Below are 19,925 nucleotides of genomic sequence, written 5' to 3'. Positions count from 1 at the left end.
GGGCACCAACCGCTCGCGCAACGACGTCGGCGGCCGATCCCGATACCCGAACCGAGCCAGCGACCAGGCCCACCCGCGCGGCTCCGGACGTGCGGCCCCGGAACTACGGCCGTCGAGGAACTCCTCATTCCCCTGCGGTAGTTGGCGGTGGGTCGGCTGATCGGTCGCCACGTCACTCGTCACCCAGGCATCGTACTGACGTACGAATTCGCCGATGGCCGTTGTGCGAGGTTCCGAACTGCGGCGAAGCGATAGCGGGCGTGACGCCTCCGGCGGTGTCGGTGGTCTCGGTGATGCGGTGGTGATGTCGAGAAGCGGGGAGCGCCTCCGACCCTCGGGCAACGGGAACCGCCCGGATGTCAGAGGAGAATGTCGATGAACACCACGATGCGCCCGACCTCGACCGATCGTTCGCCCGCCGCGTGGGAGTCCTGGTCGGTGTGGTCGGTGAGCGTGGCGGCCGGGGTGGCCGCCGCGATCGGCACGGAGTTGTACGGGTTGCTCGCCCGGGGCCTCGGCGTGCCGATGCGGGCCGGGAACATCGGGGCGGCGACGGCGGAACCGATCACCGTCGGGATGTTCGCGATGGGCACGGCGGTCAGTCTGTCGATCGGGACGCTACTGGCCGTACTCCTCGCACGCTTCGCGACCCGCCCGGCCCGGACGTACCTGGCGGCCACGCTCGTGCTGACCGCGCTGTCCATGGCCGGCCCGCTGTGGGCCGGTGACACGCCGGCCTCGACCAAGGCGATGTTGTGCGGCGCGCACGTGGTGGCCGCGGCGATCGTCGTTCCGGTGGTGGTGCGCCGGCTCGCGAGCGCTCCGGGGCGTGGGCGTGATGCGCGCGGCTGACCGGGTCCGCGGGCGCAGCGGCGGTGTCGATCGCATCCCGCCCGGTCGGCCGGGCCCACATGGTCGCGTGCGCCGCGACCTGCCCGGTCGACCGAATGCGGGTCGCCGTACGGGGTTGCTTGTCGAAGTGGGTCTACTGGTCGAAGCCGGCGAAGTAGCCGGCCGCCATGTCCTGGTCGCCGTGGCCCTGTGCGGAGGCGCGGCGGAAGCGCTCCGCCCCGGCAGCGACGACGTCCATCCGGACACCCACGCGTTCGGCGGCCTGAAGCACCAGACGGGCGTCCTTCTCGGCGTTGTCCACCGAGAAGCTGGTGGTGTAGTCGTCGGAGAGGATTGCGGCCGACTTGAGCTGGAAGTAGGCGTTGTCCATCGGGCCGCCGCCTACCACGTCCAGGAACAGTTGCGGGTCCACGTCCAGGCCGCGGGCCAGGGCCAGGGCCTCTCCGACGCCGTGGGTCAGCGCCAGGACCCAGGTGTTGAGCACGAGCTTGAGGCGACTGGCCGTGCCGGCGGTACCGTCCTCGCCGACCCACAGGGTGCGCCGACCGATCGTGTCGAACAGCGGCTGGACCACCTCGCGGGCCGCCGGCGCGCCCGCCGCCAGAACGACCAACTGCCCCTGCTCGGCGGGCCCCCGGGTGCCCTGCACCGGGGCGTCCACCAACAGCAGCCCGTGTTCACCGGCGAACGCGGCCAGTTCGTCCAGTGCGTCGACGCCGACCGTGCTGACCTGGACCCACACGGCGCCGGCGCGCAGCCCGGGCACCGCGGCTCGCATCGCGTCCAGGACCCGGGGGCCGTCGTTGAGCACGGTGACCACGATGTCCGCACCGGAGACCGCGTCGGCCGGCGTCTCGACCGCGCGCACGCCGTCGGCGGTCAGGGCCGCGGCCTTGGCGGGCGTACGGTTCCAGGCCCGCACCTCGAAGTCGTTCCGGGACAGGTTGCGGGCGATGGCGGCGCCGATGATGCCGGTGCCCAGTACGGCGACGGTGGGATGAACGGGGGTGGGTCGGGTGTTCGTCATGGTGTGCGCTTCCCATCGGGGTGGTTCGAAAATCTTCGTACCCCGGTACCGTAGACACCCACGGCCTGCGCCGGCAACCGTGGACCCAGGCAAGGAGCGGATCGGGATGCCTGTCCAGATGCACCACCCGTCGCTCGACGAGGTGTCGCTGAGCGACGTCTTCGCCGCGCTCTCCGACGAACACCGACGCGGCGTGGTCGTCGCACTGGCCGTGGACCCGACCCGCGAACTCCCGTGTACGGCACTCACGGTGCCCGGCACCAAGTCCACCCGCTCGTACCACTGGAAGGTGCTGCGCGAGGCGGGCCTGGTCGTCCAACGCAACACCGGCACGGGCATGACGCTCCGCCTCCGCGAACCCGAGTTCGAACACCGCTTCCCCGGCTTCCTCGCCACCCTCCTCCACCTCGAAACCCAACCCCCGACCGAGCCGGAAGCCCCGCGCTGACAAGACCGACCCCGACCGCGTGATCTCCCGACCGCTGATGCGGTCGGCCGTTCGGCCGGCCGGATCACCGGAGGATCGCCGGGCGCGGCGCGTGGGTGTGCAACCGCAGGCGGAGCCGACTCGGCATCGCGGGTGGACGCGGGGCCGCCGAGGTGGGGGCGCGGTCGGGGCCATGCATCGAGGGATGCCGGGCCCGTCGATCACGCTGCGGGTGGGCGTCCGTGCCCTTGAAGTCTGGCAACTCCAGGCGGGTCGTTGGGGTTTGGTGGGTCTCGTCTAGAGTGTGGGAACCATGCGACTGGTCGAGTTGGAGATTGCCCGGCAGGACTGGAACGGCATGCTGTGCGGGTGCGGAGACTCGGCCGGGCACCTGGCCGGGGATTTGTCGAGGCTTGCGGGTGGGGAATTCCGAGGGGAATCCGGCCGCGTCGGGTTCGAAGGGCACATCTGGTCCGAGGTGGTCCTGTGGGAGCCGGCCCCCGCCGTGACGTCCGTTGCTCTGGCGGCCCTCGCGGACGACGTCGCACCGACGGCACGCGCGGAGTTCCTGGACCTCCTGCGGTGCCTGGTGGCAGGTGACGGCACGGATTTCGTGTCTTCCCGACGTGGGCTCGATCTTCCGGAACTGTGCCGAGACGTTGCCGTGCGAGGTCTATGGCTGCTCTATGAGGAGGTCATGTCGAATCGATCCATCGGGGCCGCCGGCACCGCCTTCGAGATCCTCGCGGTGGTGGAGACCGACCGGGCCCGCCTGCACCGTGTCCGGGAGATCGCGGCCGACCGGTTGCCCGTATGTTGCCGGACCGGCCTGTGCGTGGACGACGGACCGCAGGCCGACTGAGACGCGACCGCAGGAGCACGTGCCGCTTCGAAACCTCGAACGCACACGCGATGCGCGGGTCGGCCCGTGGGGCGTCGGAGCCCTACGGCGGAGTCGTGCGACGCTGTGCGTCATGGTGTCTTCGATGGTTCGTGGACTTGCACTGCCGGACGGACTGACCTCCCTCATCGATCGCGGCCTTTGGCGTCACCCGGGCGATGCGGTACTGGCGGAGGTCGTCCCGTGGTTCAAGAGCCCGCTCGTCTTTCTGTCGAGCCCGGGGCGGATGGAGTCGGAGTCCCGTTCGATGGACATGTTCGCCGACGACGAGCACCGTGCGTTTTTTCGCGAGGCACGTGGAAGCAGGGGCGCCGTCCCACTCGAACTGCCTTGGCTCGACGTTGAACAGGCGGTGCTGATTGCCGCCAATCGCACCCCTGGTGACGACGTTGCCCTGGCGCTCGACTACCGCACCGATCAATCGGATCCTCGCGTGGTCGGCAGTGATTTCTGGACGAACCCCCAGCTCTGCGAGTGGAGGGTCGTAGCACCTGCCTTCTCGGCCTTCGTCGCAAGCCTGGGCCTGTAGGGTCCGCGCCCTCCTCATCCGGGTGCCCCAGGTGGGCTGCGTTGGGGGCGTGTCCGGGGATGGTGGGGAGATGGGGGATCCGGTGCGTGGCGGCTGGTCTCCCGTGGGCGGCGGAGGTAGCATCGTGAAGTGATGCTGAATCGTGTCAGCGTAGAGGGGAGCGTGTTCTGTGAAGCTGCATGTGCATGAGCGTGGGGTCGGGGACAAGGTTGCGGTGCTTGTTCATGGTGGGATGTCGGACCACGGGACGTGGCACGCGTTGGAGGATGTGCTGGTCGGGCGCGGCTACCGGGTGTACGCGCCGGACCTGCGTGGGCACGGGCTGAGCGAGCGGGCGCAGTACAGCCCGGAAGCGATGGCCGACGACCTCGTGGAGAACCTGCCGGTCGGCGCCGACGTGGCGATCGGGCACTCGCTCGGCGCGCTCGCGCTGTCGCTCGCGGTCGAGCGGTTGCGGCCGAAGAAGGCCGTGTACTCCGACCCGGGCTTTCGGATGGGCTCGGTACCTGCCGGTGCCTTCGAGGGGATGCGGGTGATGGTGGCCAACGCCTCCCTGGAGAGCATTCGTGCGATGAACCCGCGCTGGTCCGCGGCGGACGTACAGGCCGAACTCGACGGCTTCCGGAAGTTCGACCAGGACTTCCTGACCCGGTTGGGCGACTTCGACCCGGACTACGTTCCCGCCGCGCCCGTGGTGCCCAGCCTGGTCCAGTCCGCGTCGGACAGCTTCATCATGACGCCGGAGCTGAACGAGGAACTGCGCGGGAACGGCTTCGAGGTACGCGTGGTCGAAAACGTCGGCCACTGCATCCACCGCGACGACTTCGACGCGTTCCTGAAGTCGCTCGACGGCTGGATCTGACCCACCGCGCCCGCGCCGCATCGCGCCCGAGGCGCATCGCGCAAGAGTGCTGCCCGCGCGGTACGCCGCCCGCTCGATCGCCCCGAGCCGGCGTGGCGCGCGGGATCCGGCGCCCGCCGCAGCCCATTCGGCCCGCAGCGAACGACGTTCCGTCGCCGCCGGTCGCACGGCTATGGTCCGAATATGGGTGAACCGAGTGGTGCGTCGAGCACGGTGGAGATCGGCGGGATTTGCCTGGCGTACGACGTGTGGGGCACGCCGGAGGCCCCGCCGCTGGTGCTGTTGCACGCGCTCGGTGAGGACGCCACGCACTGGGCCCGAGTAGCCGGGGCCCTGGCCGAGCGGTGGCGGGTGTACGCGGTCGATCTGCGCGGGCATGGGCGCAGCGATTGGCCCGGCGACTACTCCGTCGAACTGATGCGGGACGACCTGGTCGCGTTTCTCGACGTGCTCGGCCTCGATCGGGTGGACCTGATCGGCCATTCGATGGGTGGCGTCGTGGCCTACCTGTTCGCGCAGGAACACCCGCATCGGGTGGGCCGGTTGGTACTGGAGGACGTCTCTGTGCCGCTGCCGCGCGATCCCGTCCCGCCGACCCGGCCCGAGGGCGAACTCGGCTTCGACTGGGACATGGTCGTCGCCGTCCGCAAGCAGATCGACACCCCCGATCCGGTGTGGTGGGAACGCCTGGCCCGGATCACCGCCCCCACCCTCGTGGTCGCCGGCGGCTCGACGAGCCACATTCCGCAGGACCGGGTCACCGAGTGGACCCGCCGGCTGCCGGACGCCCGGGTGGTCACCATCCCGGCCGGCCACCTGGTCCACGCCGCCGAGCCCCAAGCCTTCACCGAGGTCACCCGGTCCTTCCTGCGCACACCGACAGATCCCACCGGCGCCGCAGGCTCCACCGACCCCACCGGTTCCAAGCGCTGAGCTACGCGCCGAAGCGCAAGGTCTCGCCGGTCTCCAGCATCGTCTTGAGGTTGGACAGGATCATCGGCCAGCCCTCCCGGATGCTCTTGAGCATCTCGGATTCCGGTGCGAAGCCGTCATGCAGGACCCGCAGCGCGACCACTTCGCCCAGCGGCACCAGGTCGAAGGAGACCCGAGAGATCGGCTCACGGCGCTGTTCGGCGAGTTGTTCCGGGCTCCAGCCGAACATCTCGGCGATCTCCGGCTCGTAGTTGTGCCACGTATAGGCCAGTCGACGCGGCGGCTCGGCCGCCAGGACCACCTGACCGGCGTCCCGCGGCGCCGTGCGCGGTGCCATCGACCAGCGGACCGGCGAGCCGACCCGCCAGTCCGATTCCGGCCCCGATCCGTCGAAGTAGCGGTCGATCTCGGTGCGCTCGGTCAGCGCGCGCCACAACTCCTCGGGGGTGGTGCGGACGTACATGACATAGGTGAACTGGGTGTCGGACACGGGTTTCTCCCAACAGAGGCGGCATCGAACGCGGGCGCGACCGATACCCGGGGATCGCCTTCGTCCCACTATCCGCCGCTTCGACCCGACAGCCCGGCACCGTGCGTACGCCACGCCGAAGGACCGCACGGACGGTTCGGCGGTGCTCCGATCGGCCGATCCGGACCGGGCCGCGGGTCCGCCGACTTTCCCCGAACCATCGGTCGTAGGGCGGCCGGATGCGCCCGAGGATGTACGCCGCGCCCTTGTCGCGGTGCGACCGCCGGCCGATGCACGCAACCGGCTCCGGAACCGAGGATCGGTACATGAACCGATCCTCGCCGAACCCGACGGGCGCGCTTCCCGCGTTCGCCTTGGCCCTTGCTCTCGCGCTGGCCGTGCCCACCGCCCTGGCCCAACCCGCGGCCGCGACCTCCGCCTCCATCTCCGCAACCGACCTCCCGGCGTCGGCCGATCGAACCTCGTTGCCGCACCCCACCGGCCCGTTCGCCGTCGGTCGGGAATCCCTGCACCTCGTCGACCGGACCCGCCGGGACCCGTGGGTGCCGGAAGCCGGTGCACGCGAACTGATGGTCGGCGTCTACTACCCCGCCCGGCATGGAACCCGCACCCGCACGCCCGCCCCCTATGCCACCGTCGAGGAGGCCCGCCTGCTGCTCGCGGACCGGGGGATGGGCAACGCCTTCCCCGCCGAGACGCTCGGCGCCACCACGACCGACGTCGAGGTCGATGCCCGGCCCGCCTCCGGCCGGTTTCCGCTCGTCCTGTTGTCCCCGGGATTCGGGGTCTCCGCGTACACCCTCACCGGCCTGGCGGAGGAACTGGCAAGCCGCGGCTACGTGGTGGCCGCCGTCGACCACGCGTACGAGTCGGTGGGAACCGCGTTCCCGGGCGGCCGGATGCTCACCTGCGTCGCGTGTGACAAGGTCCGGACCGAAGCGGACCTGGAGGCCGTTACCGCCGGTCGGGCCAAGGACGCGTCCTTCGTACTGGATCGACTCACCGGACCCCGGTCGGCCTGGCGCTACGCCGCCCTGATCGACCGCAACCGGATCGGCATGGCAGGGCACTCGATCGGCGGCGCGAGTTCGGCTGCGGCGATGGCGGCCGATTCCCGGGTCCGGGCGGGCGTGAACATCGACGGCGCGTTCCACTCTGCGGTACCCGAAACGGGCCTGCGCGGGCGCCCGTTCATGCTGCTCGGCACGGGCGACGAGGTGCATCGACCGGGAGGTACGGATCCCAGTTGGGACCAGGCGTGGGCTCGACTGGACGGGTGGAAGCGGTGGTTGACGGTGACCGGCGCGAATCACTACAGCTTCAGCGACATCCCGGTCTTCCTCGACCAACTGGGCCTGCCCGGCGGCGGGTTGCCGACCGGGCTCGCCGGGGAGCGCGGGCTGGCCCTGACTCGGGCCTACGTCGGGGCCTTCTTCGACCTCCACCTGAAGTGCATCCCCCAGCCCTGGTTGGTGGGCGCGACACCTGCCAACCCGGAGGTCCGGTTCAACAATCCGGGTCGGTGATTGCTCGGAGGCCGGCCAGGCCGGTCCGGGCCAAGACATGCGGACGCGCGTCCATCGGGCCCGGTGCCCGGGTCGACGTACGCGCGTAAAAGACCTACGAGGTGGGACTCCCTGCGCCGGCATTGTCCGAATCAGGTGCTAGGGGTCGCGATCCGGTCCATTCGACCTTCTCGCCTCTCAGCCCGACCGCCCGACCTTGGCATGAGCCGAAGCTCCCTTCTCCAAGGCCACCCACTGATCGGTCGAACTCCCTCGCTCGCCCCGTAGGCCACTAACCATCATACTCCGGTACAAAAGCCCTGCCAAGAGATTGGTCCGATATGTGACGTGATTGGAGTCCCGGGGCTGTTGGGCCTCGGGACTCCAATCGTTGTCAGTGGGTCGCGTGGTCGCCGGCTGCGAGGTCGGACAACAGGGCCGACCAGCCGTCGTTCTCGAAGACGAGTGTGGGGCTGTCGAGGACCTTGCTGTCGCGGACCGGGACGATGCCGGGCAGGCCGCCGGCCACCTCGACGCAGTTGCCGCCGTCAGCGTTCGTGTAGGAGGACTTGCGCCAGCGGGCAGTGCTCAGGTCATGTGCGATGCTCATCGGTTGCGAAACCCTTCGCTACGGATTCGATCAGGAGCAAGGAAGCCGCCGGCGAGAGCGCGGCCGCTCTGGCCAGATCGTATGCCTTCCGATATCTCCCGGCCACGGTCGGATCATCGATCAACTGGCCCGTGTATGCGCCCTCGACGTATACGACAGGTGAGGAATCCGCGAAGGACATCAAGGAGACGACGCCCGTCATGAACGGGTGTGGGCCGCCTGTGAACGGATGCACCTGTACCAGGTAGCGCCGACTTCGGCCCGCCTCGACGACGGCCAGCAACTGCTCGTGCATGACCTCGGGCGACCCCACGACGACGTGCAGCGCAGCCTCGTGAATGATCTCCCAGACTTTGGGCGGGTGTTCCTTCTCCAACAATCGCGCTCGCTCCATGCGTGTTCGCACGAGTTCTTCGATTTCGTCCTCGGCAGCGAAAGGGCGAGCGGACTTGGTGAATGCGCGTGCGTACGCCTCGGTTTGCAGGAATCCCGGCACCAGCATCGGTGAGTACTCGCTGATCGTCAGCGCGCGTTCCTCCAACTCCGCAGCGTCCGCGAAGTATTCGGCGTGTCCGGACCGGCGGGCCAACGCGCACAGGCGTTGGAGGTGTTGCCCGGTGTCGAACACCTCGTCGAACATCTTCGAGGTCTCCACTTGGGGCCGCCGGGTACCCGATTCGAAGTGGGCGATGTTCGAATCGTGGCAGAACACGTGTTCGGCGAGCTGGGCCTGGGTCAGTCCCGCAGCCTCGCGCAGTCGGAGCAACTCCGAGGCGTAGAAGGCTCTCGGCGACTTGTACGGGTCCAGATTCCTGCGTGGCATGGGTCATCACTCCGCTTCGTACGCGACGTCAGGGTCGGCCCCGGCCCGCGATCAACGTAACGGTTGAAAGTGATGTGTTGCGCACGAATCCTGATATTCGACCCCATCGGTACCGCGGCGGGCCTGCGACCGGCGGTTGCCGCCGAGATCGATCGGGCCCGGTGAGAGGGTGGCCCGGCGGCGTCGCGTGGGCGCCGCCGGGCGCGGGAGGCACCGGCCGAAAGGGGGTCGACCGATGCCGGGCAGGTGGGTTCAGCCGGTGAAGTTCTTGAACAGGTTGGTGAACTCGTAAGGCGATTGGCTGATGCTGCTGCACGTGGGCGACACGCCGCCGCCCGGGCAGGAGCCGTTGTCCCGGCCCACCGACCAGAACGCCAGCCGGCCGATGTGGTTGGTGTTCGCCCAGGCGACCAGCTTGTTCGCGTCCGACTGGACGAAGGTCTTGCCGTTGAAGTTGCGGCCGATCATCGGGGTGACCGCGAGCATGCTCTTGAGTTCGGCGTCCGACTTGGCGGGCCAGATCTCCTTCATCTGACGCAGCGTCGATTCGGCGGCGGTGATCACCGCGTCGCCCCACACCGGGCGCGAGGTGCCGAATTCCATCGCCATCGGATTGACGATGTCGACCCGAACTCCGTTGTCCCGCGCGTTCTTGAGCAGGTCCACGCCCAGGGACGGGGTCAGCCCGTAGTCGTCGCCCTGCACCATCAGGGTGAAGCTGACGGTGGTGGCGGGTCGGTCCCGTTGCACCTTGGCCAGCGCCTTGTTCATGGTGTCGAGCGGGATGGACGCCTCGATGTCGATGTCGAGGTGCTTGACGCCGAGGGTGTCGATCACCTTGGTGTAGGCGGCGGCGAGCGCGTCGGGGCTGCCGCAGGACGCCTCCAGGTACGGCCCGGCCGCGCCGCCGAAGGCGACCACGACATCGCCGCCCTGGGCGCGAAGTGCGGTGATCTGGTTGACGATACGTGGTTCGTCGAGCGCGATCGTGCCGCCCCACTTGGGGTCGCAGCCGCTGTTGCTGCCCAGTACGAAGGCGAGCGTGAACAACTTCTGGCCGGTGGCCGCGGCAACGTCGGTCAGGGTCGGGGTGGGTGCGGTGATGTCGATGTACGGGACGCTGCGCACCGATCCCGGTGGGGGATTGCCACCGCCGGTCGTGGTGGTGGCGATCAGTTCGGGAGTGAACGGGGATATGTTGCCCGCCGCGTCCTTCGCGCGCACCTTGACCGCATAGGCGGTGCCGGGGGTGAGCCCGGACAACGTCACGCCCGGACCGGCACTGGTCGTGGTCGCGGCGCCGTCGACCTGGATGTCGTAGCCGGCCACCCGGTCGTTGTCGGTGGACGCGGTCCAGGACAGGGCCAGCGCGTTCGGGCCGGCCGTGGTCACGCGCAGGTCGGTCGGTGTACTGGGCGGGGTGGTGTCGGGGACGGCCGGTCCGACGCACGGGTTGCCGTTGAGCTTGCAGCCGGCGGGAGTTCCCGGGCCCGAGCCGAGGAAGCCGAAGGTGACCGAGGCACCCGGGGCGAGGGCGCCGTTGTACTCGCGGTTGGTGAAGACGTAGTGGCCGCCGGTCGATCCGGTCTGCAGGGCATCCCAGTACGAGCCGACGGTGGTGCCGGCGGGCAGGTCGAACTCGACCCGCCAGGCGGTGAGTGCGACGGTTCCCTGGTTGCGGATCGTGTACTGCCCGGTGAAGCCGGAACCCCAGTCGGACGCCTTGGCGAACGTCGCCTCGGGAGTCGCGGCGTGCGCGGCACCGGTGGGCAGCACGACAAGTGCGAGCGGTGCGACGACGGTTGCGGCCAGGACCCGGGCGAGCGTGCGCAACGATCGGCGACGAGCCCCGGGAGGAGGCGTGCCCTGGTCGGAACGAGCCCTACCGGGGCCTGGGTCGCGGGGAGGCGAGTTGTGGGAAAGCACGGTGCTGGGGCGCGAATTGCGGTGTGGGGCGGGGAACGCAGAGATCATCGAGCCGGCTCCTGGACACGTCTTGGGACACGAGTCGGGGGACGAGAGCGGTGGTGGACATGCCGTGCACACGCCGCCGGTTGGCGTGCGCCACCGCTCGCGGCCGGGCAGTGGGGCAGTCGGTGTCGGAGTGCTGGGTGTTCGGGCGTTTGGCGCTTGGTGCTCGGGGGGTTCGCGGTGGCGCCGATCTTCGGAAAGGCCGGACGATCGCCGTCCGCATCGCGCCGACGAGCGTCCTTGCACGGACAATGGTCTATACCAACCTGGTTCCCGTCCATAGGTGTGCGGGCACTTTTTGGGGTTGCCCGGCAAGTATTGGCAAGGCGGCCGGCAATCGCGGAAAATTTTTCCTCGCCACAATGACGACACAACTGACGGTGTGTCAGAAACAAGGTCGCGCAGGCCATCCCGACTTTTCGGCGCAGTTCGCAACGTCTCGGTTGGGGAGTAATGACGGTCCGATCGGGCCGTCCCGCCGGAAAGACCGGCTCCGTGCTCTTGCGCGACCGGACGAGCACGGCGACTCTGAGTACCGCCGCAGCCATTGGTCTATACCTGTCCCCCCGGACCACAGGCGTCGGTACCCGTATGCCGGAACACCCGGATCCGTCGCGGCCATCGCGGATCCCGTCCCACCAGTGCCGACTCACCCCGTCCGCGCCGACCGTCCCATCCGCGCCGATTCGCCCCATCCGGGGGCTCCTTTCCCGAGCGAGCCCCCGTCGTGAGGCCCCCGCACGTCCCCCGATATTGGCAATTCCCTTACCCGGAGGGCTTCATGAAGTCTCGCCGCAAGGTTGCGGCATTCGCCGCGGCCTGCTGTCTGACGCCCCTGACGATCACCGCGCTCGCCACCGGAACGGCGCAGGCGCACGGCACGCTGAGCAATCCGCTCAGCCGGACCGGCACGTGCCGCGCCGAGAACCCGGAGAACCCCACGTCCGCCGCGTGCAAGGCGGCTGTCGCGATCGGCGGCACGCAGCCCGTGTACGACTGGAACGAGGTCAACCTCGCGGACGTTGCCGGCCGGCATCGTCAGGTGATTCCGGACGGCAAGCTGTGCAGTGCCGGGCGGGACAAGTACAAGGGCTTCGACCAGGCGCGCGCCGACTGGCCGGCGACCTCGGTCTCCGCCGGCAGCACCTTCAACTTCCTGTTCCGAGCCACCTCGCCGCACCGCGGCACGTTCGAGTTCTACGTGACCCGGGACGGCTACGACCCGACGGTGCCGCTGAAGTGGTCGGATCTGGAGCCCACGCCGTTCCTGACCCAGACCGATCCGCCGCTGGACAACGGGTCGTTCGTGATGAACGGGCGGATGCCCGCCGGCAAGACCGGTCGGCACCTGATCTACGTCGTCTACCAACGCACCGACAGCCCCGAGGCGTTCTACTCCTGCTCGGACGTGGTTTTCGGAGCCGCCGCCGCCCCCGCCGCCGCGCGGGTGAACCCCGCGACCGCACCGCTGGCCCACGAGACCGGCGCGCCCTACATCGAGCCCGCCGGGCGCAATCCCGCGACCATCAACGAGGCGCCGGTCGCCGCGGCCGTATCGGACACCGGCCCCGCCGGAGTCCCGCGCGCGGCCACCGTCGGCGCGGCGGGTGCCGGTGCGCTCGTCGTCCTCGGCGGCGCCGTGGTGTTGACCAGTCGACGCCGAGAGGCCCGCGCCCGGCGCTGACCACGCGCCCGGCACCCCACAGATGCCACCTCCGGTCCGGACGAAGCCGACGGGCCCGACCAACCCGACGGCCGCCGCCGGGCCGGAGGTGGGCCATACCTTGCCCGATCACCGATCACCGTCGTCTGTCGCTCGACCTCTGCCCCTCCGCCGCCCCGCCGCCTCCCGCTGCCGCGCAGCGACGCACGGCCACCGTCCCGCACCGCGCACCGTGCTGCACCCCGCACCGTCTCGCACCGCGCTCCGCCCCGCACCGCCCCGCGCCCCGTCCTCTTCCCGTCCCACCGAATGCGGGAGTACCCATGCGACGACCAAGTCCGCTCCGCACCCTGGCGACCGTGCTGACCACCGCAGCCGCGTCGTTGGGGCTCGTGTTGTCCGCAGGCGGCGCGGCGCACGCTGCGCCGGAGGCGGTGCCCGAGACGACCGTCGCCCAGGCGGTCGGCACGCCGATGCCCACCCAGGTGTTCGCGCCGTACTTCGAGGCGTGGACCGGGGAGAACCCGGCCACGCTGTCCGCCGCCTCCGGCGCGAAGTACCTGACCATGGCCTTCATCCAGACCCCGACCAAGGGATCGTGTACGCCGTATTGGAACGGCGATACCGGGATGCCGATCTCCCAGGCCACGTTCGGCGCGGAGATCGCCTCGATCCGCGCGGCCGGCGGCGACGTGATCGCGTCGTTCGGCGGCTACACGGCGGACAACACCGGTACCGAGATCGCGGACAGTTGCACCAACGTCAACTCGATCGCCAGTGCCATCCAGAACGTCGTCTCGACCTACGACCTGACCCGGATCTGCCTCGACATCGAGGACAACTCGCTCACCAACCCGGCCGGCATCGACCGCCGCAACAAGGCGATCAAGCAGGTCCAGACCTGGGCGGCGAGCACCGGCCGGCCGTTGCAGATCCAGTACACGCTGCCGACCACGACGCAGGGTCTGGCCGAGAGCGGCCTGGCCGTACTGCAGAACGCGGTCTCCAACGGGACCAAGGTCGACGTCGCCAACATCATGACGTTCGACTACTACGACAACCAGCCGCACCAGATGGCCAACGACGCCAAGTCGGCGGCGACCGGCCTGAAGAACCAACTCGCGCAGCTCTACCCGAACAAGACCCAGGCCGAGTTGTGGGCCATGGTCGGGATCACCGTGATGCCCGGTGTGGACGACTTCGGCCCGGCCGAGACGTTCACCACCGCCGACGCGGTCACCGTCTACAACTGGGCCAAGACGCAGGGCATCAGCACCCTGTCGATGTGGGCCCTCCAGCGCGACAACGGCAACTGTCCCGGTAGCGGGGCGGCCGACAACTGCTCCGGAATCCCGCAGGACCTCTACCAGTTCACGCACACCTTCGCGCCGTTCACCAGTGGCGGCGGACCGGTCACCAACGACTTCTCGCTGACCCTGAACCCCGGCTCCGGGTCGGTCGCCAAGGGCGGCAGCACCTCGGCGTCGATCAACACGGCCGTCACGGCGGGCGCCGCGCAAAATGTCGCGCTCACCGTGACCGGCGCGCCCAACGGAGTCGGCGCCACGGTCAGCCCGACCTCGGTGACCGCGGGCGGGTCGGCGACGCTCACCATCACCGCCTCCGCGTCCGTGCCGGCCGGCAGTTACCCGCTCACCGTCACCGGCACCGGGCCGTCGGCGACGCACAACACGGTGTACAACCTCACCGTGACCGGCGCGCCCACCGGCGGCCTGCTCAACGCCGACCTGGAGAGCGGCGCGCTCAGCCCGTGGACCTGCCAGCCGGGCGGCGCGGTGGTCACCTCGGTGGCGCACGGCGGCACCCACGCGATCGAGGCCGCGGCCGGCGCGGCCCAGACCGGCGAATGCCGGCAGACCCTGCAACTGGCGCCGAACTCGGCCCACACGCTCACCGGTTGGGTCCGCGGCAACTACGCCTACCTGGGCGTCAGCGGCGGCGCGACCGCGAGCACGTGGGCCTCACCCGGCGCCGCGTGGACCAAGCTGACCATCCCGTTCACCGTCGGTGCCTCCGGTTCGGTGACCGTCTACCTGCACGGTTGGTACGCGCAGGGTTCGGTCCACGGGGACGACTTCGCGATCAGTTGAGACCGGGCCGCCGGGGCGAGCCGTGCGGATCCGCACGGCCCGCCCCGAACGCTCCGTCGATCGCCCAGGAACGCCGGACGTCGGCTCGCGACCCCACCGTGAGCCGGCGGCCGGTGCTCGGCGTGGGTACACCGGCCGGCTCCTCGGTTCGGGGTGATCGCGCAACACCTGCGGACGTCACCCGCACGACGCCCGCGGGTGCTGCCCGATCACCCCGAACCGCCATGGAGACCGCCGCGCAGATCCGCCGGAGGGAGCCGCGCACTGCACTTGGACCGAAGCGCCCTGGACCCGGTCCACGAGCTCCGGACCGACGGCCGACTTTACGAGGCGCCGGCCGGCCGACGGCGGGCCACGCGCCCGTGGTCGCCGAGCTGCGCGCGGCCGACTTCACCGCACCGGCCGCCGCGACGGCGTCGGCAAGGTGATCCGCGTCGAGCGGAACGGCGGAGTCGCACGAGAATGTCCAACCATATGGTTTCTTTCGGATCCGGCCGACGAAACGTCGGTCGGGTCTCCTTTGTGCGGAAGGGCTGGTCCCTGCCGATCGTGGTGTCCGGCGCGGTGTACTTGCTGCCGGCGCGCACCCGGGTTCGGGCGCGGGTGGGTGTCGAGAGCGGGTGATCCGGGTCTCCGATGTACCGGTCGGCGTTTGACAGTTCGTGACGGAGGGTGCGAACTCGCCGACGGCGGGTATCGAACGGTCTAGCGTGAACCGCTGATCGAGCGCCGGCCGCATCGTCCGAGAACCGCCAGGGGGCCGACATGGCATGGGACTTCCGCAGGAACAGCAGGCCGGGCAGGCCCGACGCACCGGTCGGGAGGGGCCGATGAGCTCGCCCACCCAGCTTCGACCGGCGGTCCCCCTGCATCGGCTGGACGTACCCGCGCCGGGCATCCTGCCGTTCGCGATCGGGTCGTTCGACACGATCGGACCGATGTCGCGGGCCGACTTCCCGCATCGGCACACCTTCTACGAGATCGTCTTCGTCACCGGCGGGCGTGGCACGCACGTGGTCGATCTGGCGCCGAGAACGGTCAATCCGCCGCACCTGTTCTTCGTCGCGCCGGGCCAGGTGCACTTCTGGCATCGCATGCAGGGACTCACCGGCTGGGTCGTCCTGTTCAACGACGATTTCCTGCTCGCCCACCCCGAGGACCGGGACACGATTCGCGAACTGGCCGGATACCCACGGCTGCGCCCCACACCCGACGCGGCGCCGGGGCTGGCCGGGGTGGTGGCCGAGATGCGCCGCGAATACACCGAGCAGGGCGAGGGGTTCATCCCGATCCTCCAGGCGTACCTGCATGTGCTGATCCTGCGGGCGGCCCGACTGGCAGCGCACGACGACCCGGATGTCGAACCCGAGCAGGATCCGGGTCCGACCGCCGTCATCGCGCAGCGTTTCGCCCGGCTCCTGGACGGGCCGGTGGATCTGGATCCGGTGGAGCGTACGGTCGGTGCGTACGCCGCCCAATTGGGTGTGTCGGTGGGTCACCTCAACCACGCGGTGAAGAGTGCCACCGGACGTACGCCCGGCCGGATCATCCGCCAGACCCAGGTGGTGGAGGCCAAACGGCTGCTGGCGGGCAGCGATCTGACGGTACGTCAGGTCGCGGATCGGGTGGGTTTCGCGGACCCCGCGTACTTCTGCCGGTTCTTCCGCCGGGAGACCGGGAGCACGCCCGGCGAGTACCGCAGAGAGATCAACGCGAAGCACCACGAGAGCCTTGCTTTGTCCATCGACGCGCCCGATCGCCGAGCATAGGTTCAGACCAATCGCGAGTGCGCCGGATCGATTCGCCTCGATCCCGGTCACCCGTCCCCTCGCCGAGAAGAGGTCGCTGTGGGCACCGACAACACCGATCAGGACGAGCCCGTCAGGCGCGGCATCACCCGCAAGAACCTGCTCAAGGCGGCCTTGGTGGCCGCACCCCTCCCGCTGCTCATCGGCGGTGTGCCGGCGCTCGCCCGAGCGCAGCGCGACCAGGGCCACACCCTGGAGCCGACGCCCTTCTGCCACGACGGCGACGAGCCGACGATCGACCAGACCGAGGGCCCGTACTTCAAGCCCAACTCGCCCGAGCGCTCGGTGCTCACCGGCGCGGGCACGCTGCTGACCGTGTCGGGGTACGTGTTCGGGCGGCAGTGTCAGCCGCTGGCCAACGTGCTGCTCGACTTCTGGCAGGCGGACACCAACGGCAACTACGACAACGTCGGATACACCTTCCGCGGTCACCAGTACACCAACGCCCAGGGCGCCTACAAGCTCACCACGGTCGTGCCCGGCCTGTACCCGGGCCGCACCCGGCACCTGCACATGAAGGTCCAGGCGCCCAACCGCGGCATCCTCACCACGCAGACGTACTTCCCCGGTGAGCCGCGCAACAACACCGACACCATCTACGACCCCCGACTGCTGATGACGGTCCGTCAGGTCGGGTCGGGTCGTGAGGCGTCGTTCGACTTCGTGCTCAACATCAACGGCACACCGCCGACGACTCCGCCCACCGGCCGCGCATGGGCGGTCGGTACGAACTACGCCGTGGGCGACCAGGTCACGTACGGCGGCTCGACCTACCGCTGCCTCGTGGCCCACTTGTCCCGACCGGGCTGGGAACCGCCGAACTACGACTTCCTGTGGCGGCGCCTCTGACCCTCTCGTCCGACCCGGGAACCGGCCGGCCCCGTCCTCACGGTCCGGGGCCGGCCGGTTCACCGCGCACACGCCGCGAACGCGCTCGCACGCTCGAGCACACCGGCCGTACCCCCTACGGTCGCGTGCGCGAACACCACTGCCCACCCCGGTCGCGCATCCCGGGTCCGCCTCGGATCCGATTCACGTGTGTCCCGGCCCGGACCCGACGACCCGCCCTGACCGGCCCACCGACACCTCCCACGCCACGGGGGAAGTTCCCCTCGGTCGCGGCCGACGCCTCGGGGATCCGGTTGGCCGCGCCGTGGCCCCGCCGCATGGTGCCCGGCCCGCCGGCGCACCCTGCCGCAGGGCCGGACGCCGTGCGGACGCTTCGCCGCTGCGATCGACCGAAGCGGATATATGTCCCCCTGCGGCACGCGCGCCCGGCTGCGAACGGCCACGACGGCCCGACCGTGGGCATGCCGCGTGCCCGGCGGTGCTTGCCGCAGCCGCCCTCGTCACACCGGCTGAGCACGTCCTCGGCCGGTAGGCGTCCGTCTGCGCCGCGTTCACCCTCCGGCGCAGCGGCCTCAGGCTGCCGCGACGCGCCGCGCCCGCGGGCGGTTGCCTTGCAGGGCCGCGCGCAGCGTCGGACCCAGGATCCGGCGTACGTCCGCCGCCGACGGGCGCGTGGCGGCCGGCAGCGGCTGGAGGTAGCGGGTGAAGATCAGGCCGCCGATCACGACGACCACCGCGGTCGCGCGCTCGGTCGCGTCGGTGCCGCCGAGATATTCAGCAATCTGCGGCAACACCTCCCCGTCGAGATACTCGCGCAGCACCCCCATCACGTCCTCGTCCTGCAGCGCTTCGCGGTTGACGGCGGTCGCGTCCCACAGGTCGGTGACGGCTTGCAGAATCCGGTCGGCGACCCCGGCCGGGTCGCCCTGCAGTGCCTCGCCGAGCCCCAGCGACTGCGCGCACTGCAGCTCTGTGACCTCGCCGAACAACTGCTGCTTCGACCCGAAGTGGTACTTGATCAGCGCCTGGTCCACGCCCGCCGCGGCGGCGATCGCCCGCAGCGTCGTACGCCGGTAGCCGTGCTCGAGGAACAGCACGCGTGCGGCCTCGGCGATGAGCGCTCTGGTCGGCGGATTGCCGCGCGGACGGCCCCGGGATTTATTCATCGTCCTTGGATACCACGTGTCCGCCCGGCCACAGTCGACCCCAGCGAGCCCCGCGGACACCCCCGGGGCCGGCAACAAGGAGCGACACATGCGCATCACCGTCTTCGGCGCCACCGGACCGACCGGCCGCCGCGTCACCGCCCAGGCCCTCGACGCCGGCCACGAGGTCACCGCCGTCTCCCGCCGGGCGGACGCACTCGCACCCCGCGCGGGCCTGACCGTCGCCAACGTCGACGTGGCGAACGCCGACGCCGTCGCCGCGGCCGTCGCGGGCAGCGACGCGGTCGTCTCGGCGCTGGGTGTGCCACCCACCAGGGAAAGGGTGACGGTCTATTCCGACGGCGTACGCAACATCCTCGCCGGCATGGAACAGCACGGCGTCGAACGCCTCGTCGCGGTCAGCTCCAGCGTGGCCGACCCGAACTGGCGGCCCACCGGCGAACACTTCTTCAACCTCGTCATGGACCCGCTGGTCAACCGCAAGGTGGCCAGGACCGCACACGAGGACATGCGCCGCATGGAAGCCGTGCTGCGGGCAAGCCGGTTGGACTGGACGATCGTCCGCCCCGGCGGACTGTTCGAGCACCACGAGGTCACCGACTACGAACTGGGCGAGGACAGCGTCGACGCTCTCTACACCGCGCGCACCGATCTCGCCGCGGCCATGCTGAGTCAACTCCGGGACGGCCGGTTCGTCCGCAAGGCGATGGGCGTCGGGACCCGCGGCGTCAAGATGAGCGTCCCCAAGCTGATCTACCGTCAGGCCAAGGCCCAGAGGGCGGAGAAGGCCGCCGCGGCGCAGAAGGCGGGGGTGGCCGGGTGACGCCCGGTGCCGAGGCGCTCCTTGCGTTGCCCAGCGTCGGGACACTCACCACCCTGCGCCCCGACGGTTCCCCGCACGTGGTCACCGTCCGGTTCACCTGGGATCGTGCCGCGCGACTGGCCCGCGTTCTGACGATCGACACGACCCGTAAGGCCCGCAACCTGCTCGCGGCCCCCGGCAGCCGGGTCGCGATCTGCCAACCCGAGGGCCCCCGTTGGATCACGCTCGAAGGCACGGCCACCCTGACCGCCGACCCGCGACGCGTCCGCGAAGGCGTACGCCGCTACCTCGCCCGCTACGGATCCCCGCCCCCGTCGCCCCCGGGCCGGGTCGTCATCGAGATAGCCGTGGACCGCACCCTGGGCCTCCACTGACCCGCGCCCGACACCACCCCACACGAACCGGCGACCACCGGCCGGCCCGTGGCAACGACGCCTCGCCCAGCCGCCGGAGCGGAACCCGGGACCGGAACCGGGGCGCAGCAACACCTCACCGGCGACGGCACCGGACGCGACGACATCGCCGCGACGCACGAAGGGGCCGACGCGTCGTCGGGGCCCGGGGGGGGCCGGGGC

At 70.2% G+C, this 19,925-nt stretch carries 20 protein-coding genes; 13 read left to right on the top strand and 7 right to left on the bottom strand.

The annotated features are described in order from the left end of the window. On the bottom strand, window positions 1-183 hold a 183-nt coding region (locus tag ACFXMF_RS37865), incomplete at its 3' end, for a hypothetical protein (RefSeq protein WP_380021017.1). Between the two features lie 192 nt (window positions 184-375). On the opposite strand from ACFXMF_RS37865, the gene ACFXMF_RS37860 reads away from it, so the two are divergent. Then, window positions 376-852, top strand: coding sequence for a DUF6069 family protein (locus ACFXMF_RS37860; RefSeq protein ID WP_379991352.1), 477 nt, complete (start codon window positions 376-378; stop codon window positions 850-852). Window positions 853-985: 133 nt separating this feature from the next. Here the strand turns inward: ACFXMF_RS37860 and ACFXMF_RS37855 are convergent, their stop codons facing one another. After that, window positions 986-1,879 carry an NAD(P)-dependent oxidoreductase gene (locus ACFXMF_RS37855; protein ID WP_360322142.1) on the bottom strand — a complete coding sequence of 298 codons (894 nt, stop codon included), beginning with the start codon at window positions 1,877-1,879 and terminating at the stop codon, window positions 986-988. A gap of 106 nt (window positions 1,880-1,985) precedes the next feature. Here ACFXMF_RS37855 and ACFXMF_RS37850 point away from each other — a divergent pair, with 106 nt between their 5' ends. The 5 genes from ACFXMF_RS37850 (at window position 1,986) to ACFXMF_RS37830 (ending at window position 5,531) form a co-directional block, all read left to right on the top strand. After that, window positions 1,986-2,327 carry a helix-turn-helix transcriptional regulator gene (locus ACFXMF_RS37850; protein ID WP_360322140.1) on the top strand — a complete coding sequence of 114 codons (342 nt, stop codon included), beginning with the start codon at window positions 1,986-1,988 and terminating at the stop codon, window positions 2,325-2,327. Window positions 2,328-3,003: 676 nt separating this feature from the next. After that, window positions 3,004-3,168 (top strand): hypothetical protein, encoded by a 165-nt coding sequence (locus ACFXMF_RS37845; protein WP_379991351.1) that lies wholly within the window; start codon window positions 3,004-3,006, stop codon window positions 3,166-3,168. A 112-nt stretch (window positions 3,169-3,280) separates the two neighbouring features. Beyond that, window positions 3,281-3,736: a hypothetical protein gene (locus tag ACFXMF_RS37840; RefSeq protein WP_379991350.1), complete on the top strand. Its 456-nt coding sequence runs from the start codon at window positions 3,281-3,283 to the stop codon at window positions 3,734-3,736. 169 nt (window positions 3,737-3,905) lie between these two features. Continuing rightward, window positions 3,906-4,598 carry an alpha/beta fold hydrolase gene (locus ACFXMF_RS37835; RefSeq protein WP_379991349.1) on the top strand — a complete coding sequence of 231 codons (693 nt, stop codon included), beginning with the start codon at window positions 3,906-3,908 and terminating at the stop codon, window positions 4,596-4,598. Between the two features lie 183 nt (window positions 4,599-4,781). Beyond that, a complete protein-coding gene (locus tag ACFXMF_RS37830) occupies window positions 4,782-5,531 on the top strand; it encodes an alpha/beta fold hydrolase (protein ID WP_379991348.1) in 750 nt (249 codons plus the stop codon). 1 nt (window position 5,532) lies between these two features. Here ACFXMF_RS37830 and ACFXMF_RS37825 read toward each other — a convergent pair whose 3' ends face one another. Next, complete coding sequence (locus ACFXMF_RS37825) at window positions 5,533-6,021, bottom strand: SRPBCC family protein (RefSeq protein WP_360322125.1); 489 nt, start codon at window positions 6,019-6,021, stop codon at window positions 5,533-5,535. 305 nt (window positions 6,022-6,326) lie between these two features. Here ACFXMF_RS37825 and ACFXMF_RS37820 point away from each other — a divergent pair, with 305 nt between their 5' ends. Beyond that, window positions 6,327-7,547 carry an alpha/beta hydrolase family protein gene (locus ACFXMF_RS37820; protein ID WP_379991347.1) on the top strand — a complete coding sequence of 407 codons (1,221 nt, stop codon included), beginning with the start codon at window positions 6,327-6,329 and terminating at the stop codon, window positions 7,545-7,547. Between the two features lie 373 nt (window positions 7,548-7,920). Here ACFXMF_RS37820 and ACFXMF_RS37815 read toward each other — a convergent pair whose 3' ends face one another. The 3 genes from ACFXMF_RS37815 to ACFXMF_RS37805 all read right to left on the bottom strand — a co-directional run bounded on the left by ACFXMF_RS37815 (window position 7,921) and on the right by ACFXMF_RS37805 (window position 10,792). After that, complete coding sequence (locus tag ACFXMF_RS37815) at window positions 7,921-8,136, bottom strand: DUF397 domain-containing protein (RefSeq protein ID WP_360322119.1); 216 nt, start codon at window positions 8,134-8,136, stop codon at window positions 7,921-7,923. Next, window positions 8,120-8,959: a Scr1 family TA system antitoxin-like transcriptional regulator gene (locus ACFXMF_RS37810; protein ID WP_379991346.1), complete on the bottom strand. Its 840-nt coding sequence runs from the start codon at window positions 8,957-8,959 to the stop codon at window positions 8,120-8,122. Before ACFXMF_RS37810 ends, ACFXMF_RS37815 begins: the two co-directional genes overlap by 17 nt. A 252-nt stretch (window positions 8,960-9,211) precedes the next feature. Then, on the bottom strand, window positions 9,212-10,792 hold the full coding sequence (locus ACFXMF_RS37805) for a cellulose binding domain-containing protein (protein ID WP_379991345.1): 1,581 nt from the start codon (window positions 10,790-10,792) through the stop codon (window positions 9,212-9,214). A 919-nt stretch (window positions 10,793-11,711) separates the two neighbouring features. On the opposite strand from ACFXMF_RS37805, the gene ACFXMF_RS37800 reads away from it, so the two are divergent. The 4 genes from ACFXMF_RS37800 to ACFXMF_RS37785 all read left to right on the top strand — a co-directional run bounded on the left by ACFXMF_RS37800 (window position 11,712) and on the right by ACFXMF_RS37785 (window position 17,361). Next, a complete protein-coding gene (locus ACFXMF_RS37800) occupies window positions 11,712-12,614 on the top strand; it encodes a lytic polysaccharide monooxygenase (protein WP_379991344.1) in 903 nt (300 codons plus the stop codon). 302 nt (window positions 12,615-12,916) lie between these two features. Continuing rightward, window positions 12,917-14,704 (top strand): glycosyl hydrolase family 18 protein, encoded by a 1,788-nt coding sequence (locus ACFXMF_RS37795; RefSeq protein ID WP_380021015.1) that lies wholly within the window; start codon window positions 12,917-12,919, stop codon window positions 14,702-14,704. Window positions 14,705-15,534: 830 nt separating this feature from the next. Further along, entirely contained in the window at window positions 15,535-16,473 is a 939-nt protein-coding gene (locus tag ACFXMF_RS37790) for an AraC family transcriptional regulator (protein ID WP_379992855.1), read from the top strand. A gap of 78 nt (window positions 16,474-16,551) precedes the next feature. Further along, complete coding sequence (locus ACFXMF_RS37785) at window positions 16,552-17,361, top strand: carbohydrate-binding protein (protein ID WP_380021013.1); 810 nt, start codon at window positions 16,552-16,554, stop codon at window positions 17,359-17,361. Between the two features lie 572 nt (window positions 17,362-17,933). Here the strand turns inward: ACFXMF_RS37785 and ACFXMF_RS37780 are convergent. After that, on the bottom strand, window positions 17,934-18,527 hold the full coding sequence (locus tag ACFXMF_RS37780) for a TetR/AcrR family transcriptional regulator (protein ID WP_379992467.1): 594 nt from the start codon (window positions 18,525-18,527) through the stop codon (window positions 17,934-17,936). 88 nt (window positions 18,528-18,615) lie between these two features. On the opposite strand from ACFXMF_RS37780, the gene ACFXMF_RS37775 reads away from it, so the two are divergent. Both ACFXMF_RS37775 and ACFXMF_RS37770 read left to right on the top strand, forming a co-directional pair. Then, on the top strand, window positions 18,616-19,350 hold the full coding sequence (locus tag ACFXMF_RS37775) for an NAD(P)-dependent oxidoreductase (protein WP_379992466.1): 735 nt from the start codon (window positions 18,616-18,618) through the stop codon (window positions 19,348-19,350). Then, window positions 19,347-19,724 (top strand): TIGR03618 family F420-dependent PPOX class oxidoreductase, encoded by a 378-nt coding sequence (locus ACFXMF_RS37770; protein WP_360322417.1) that lies wholly within the window; start codon window positions 19,347-19,349, stop codon window positions 19,722-19,724. Before ACFXMF_RS37775 ends, ACFXMF_RS37770 begins: the two co-directional genes overlap by 4 nt. Window positions 19,725-19,925 lie beyond the last annotated feature (201 nt).

The sequence above is a fragment of the Embleya sp. NPDC059213 genome (genome assembly GCF_042754445.1).
Taxonomy (GTDB): domain Bacteria; phylum Actinomycetota; class Actinomycetes; order Streptomycetales; family Streptomycetaceae; genus Embleya.
Note: the sequence above shows the minus strand (reverse complement) of the source record. Positions and strands in the feature narration are given on the sequence as shown.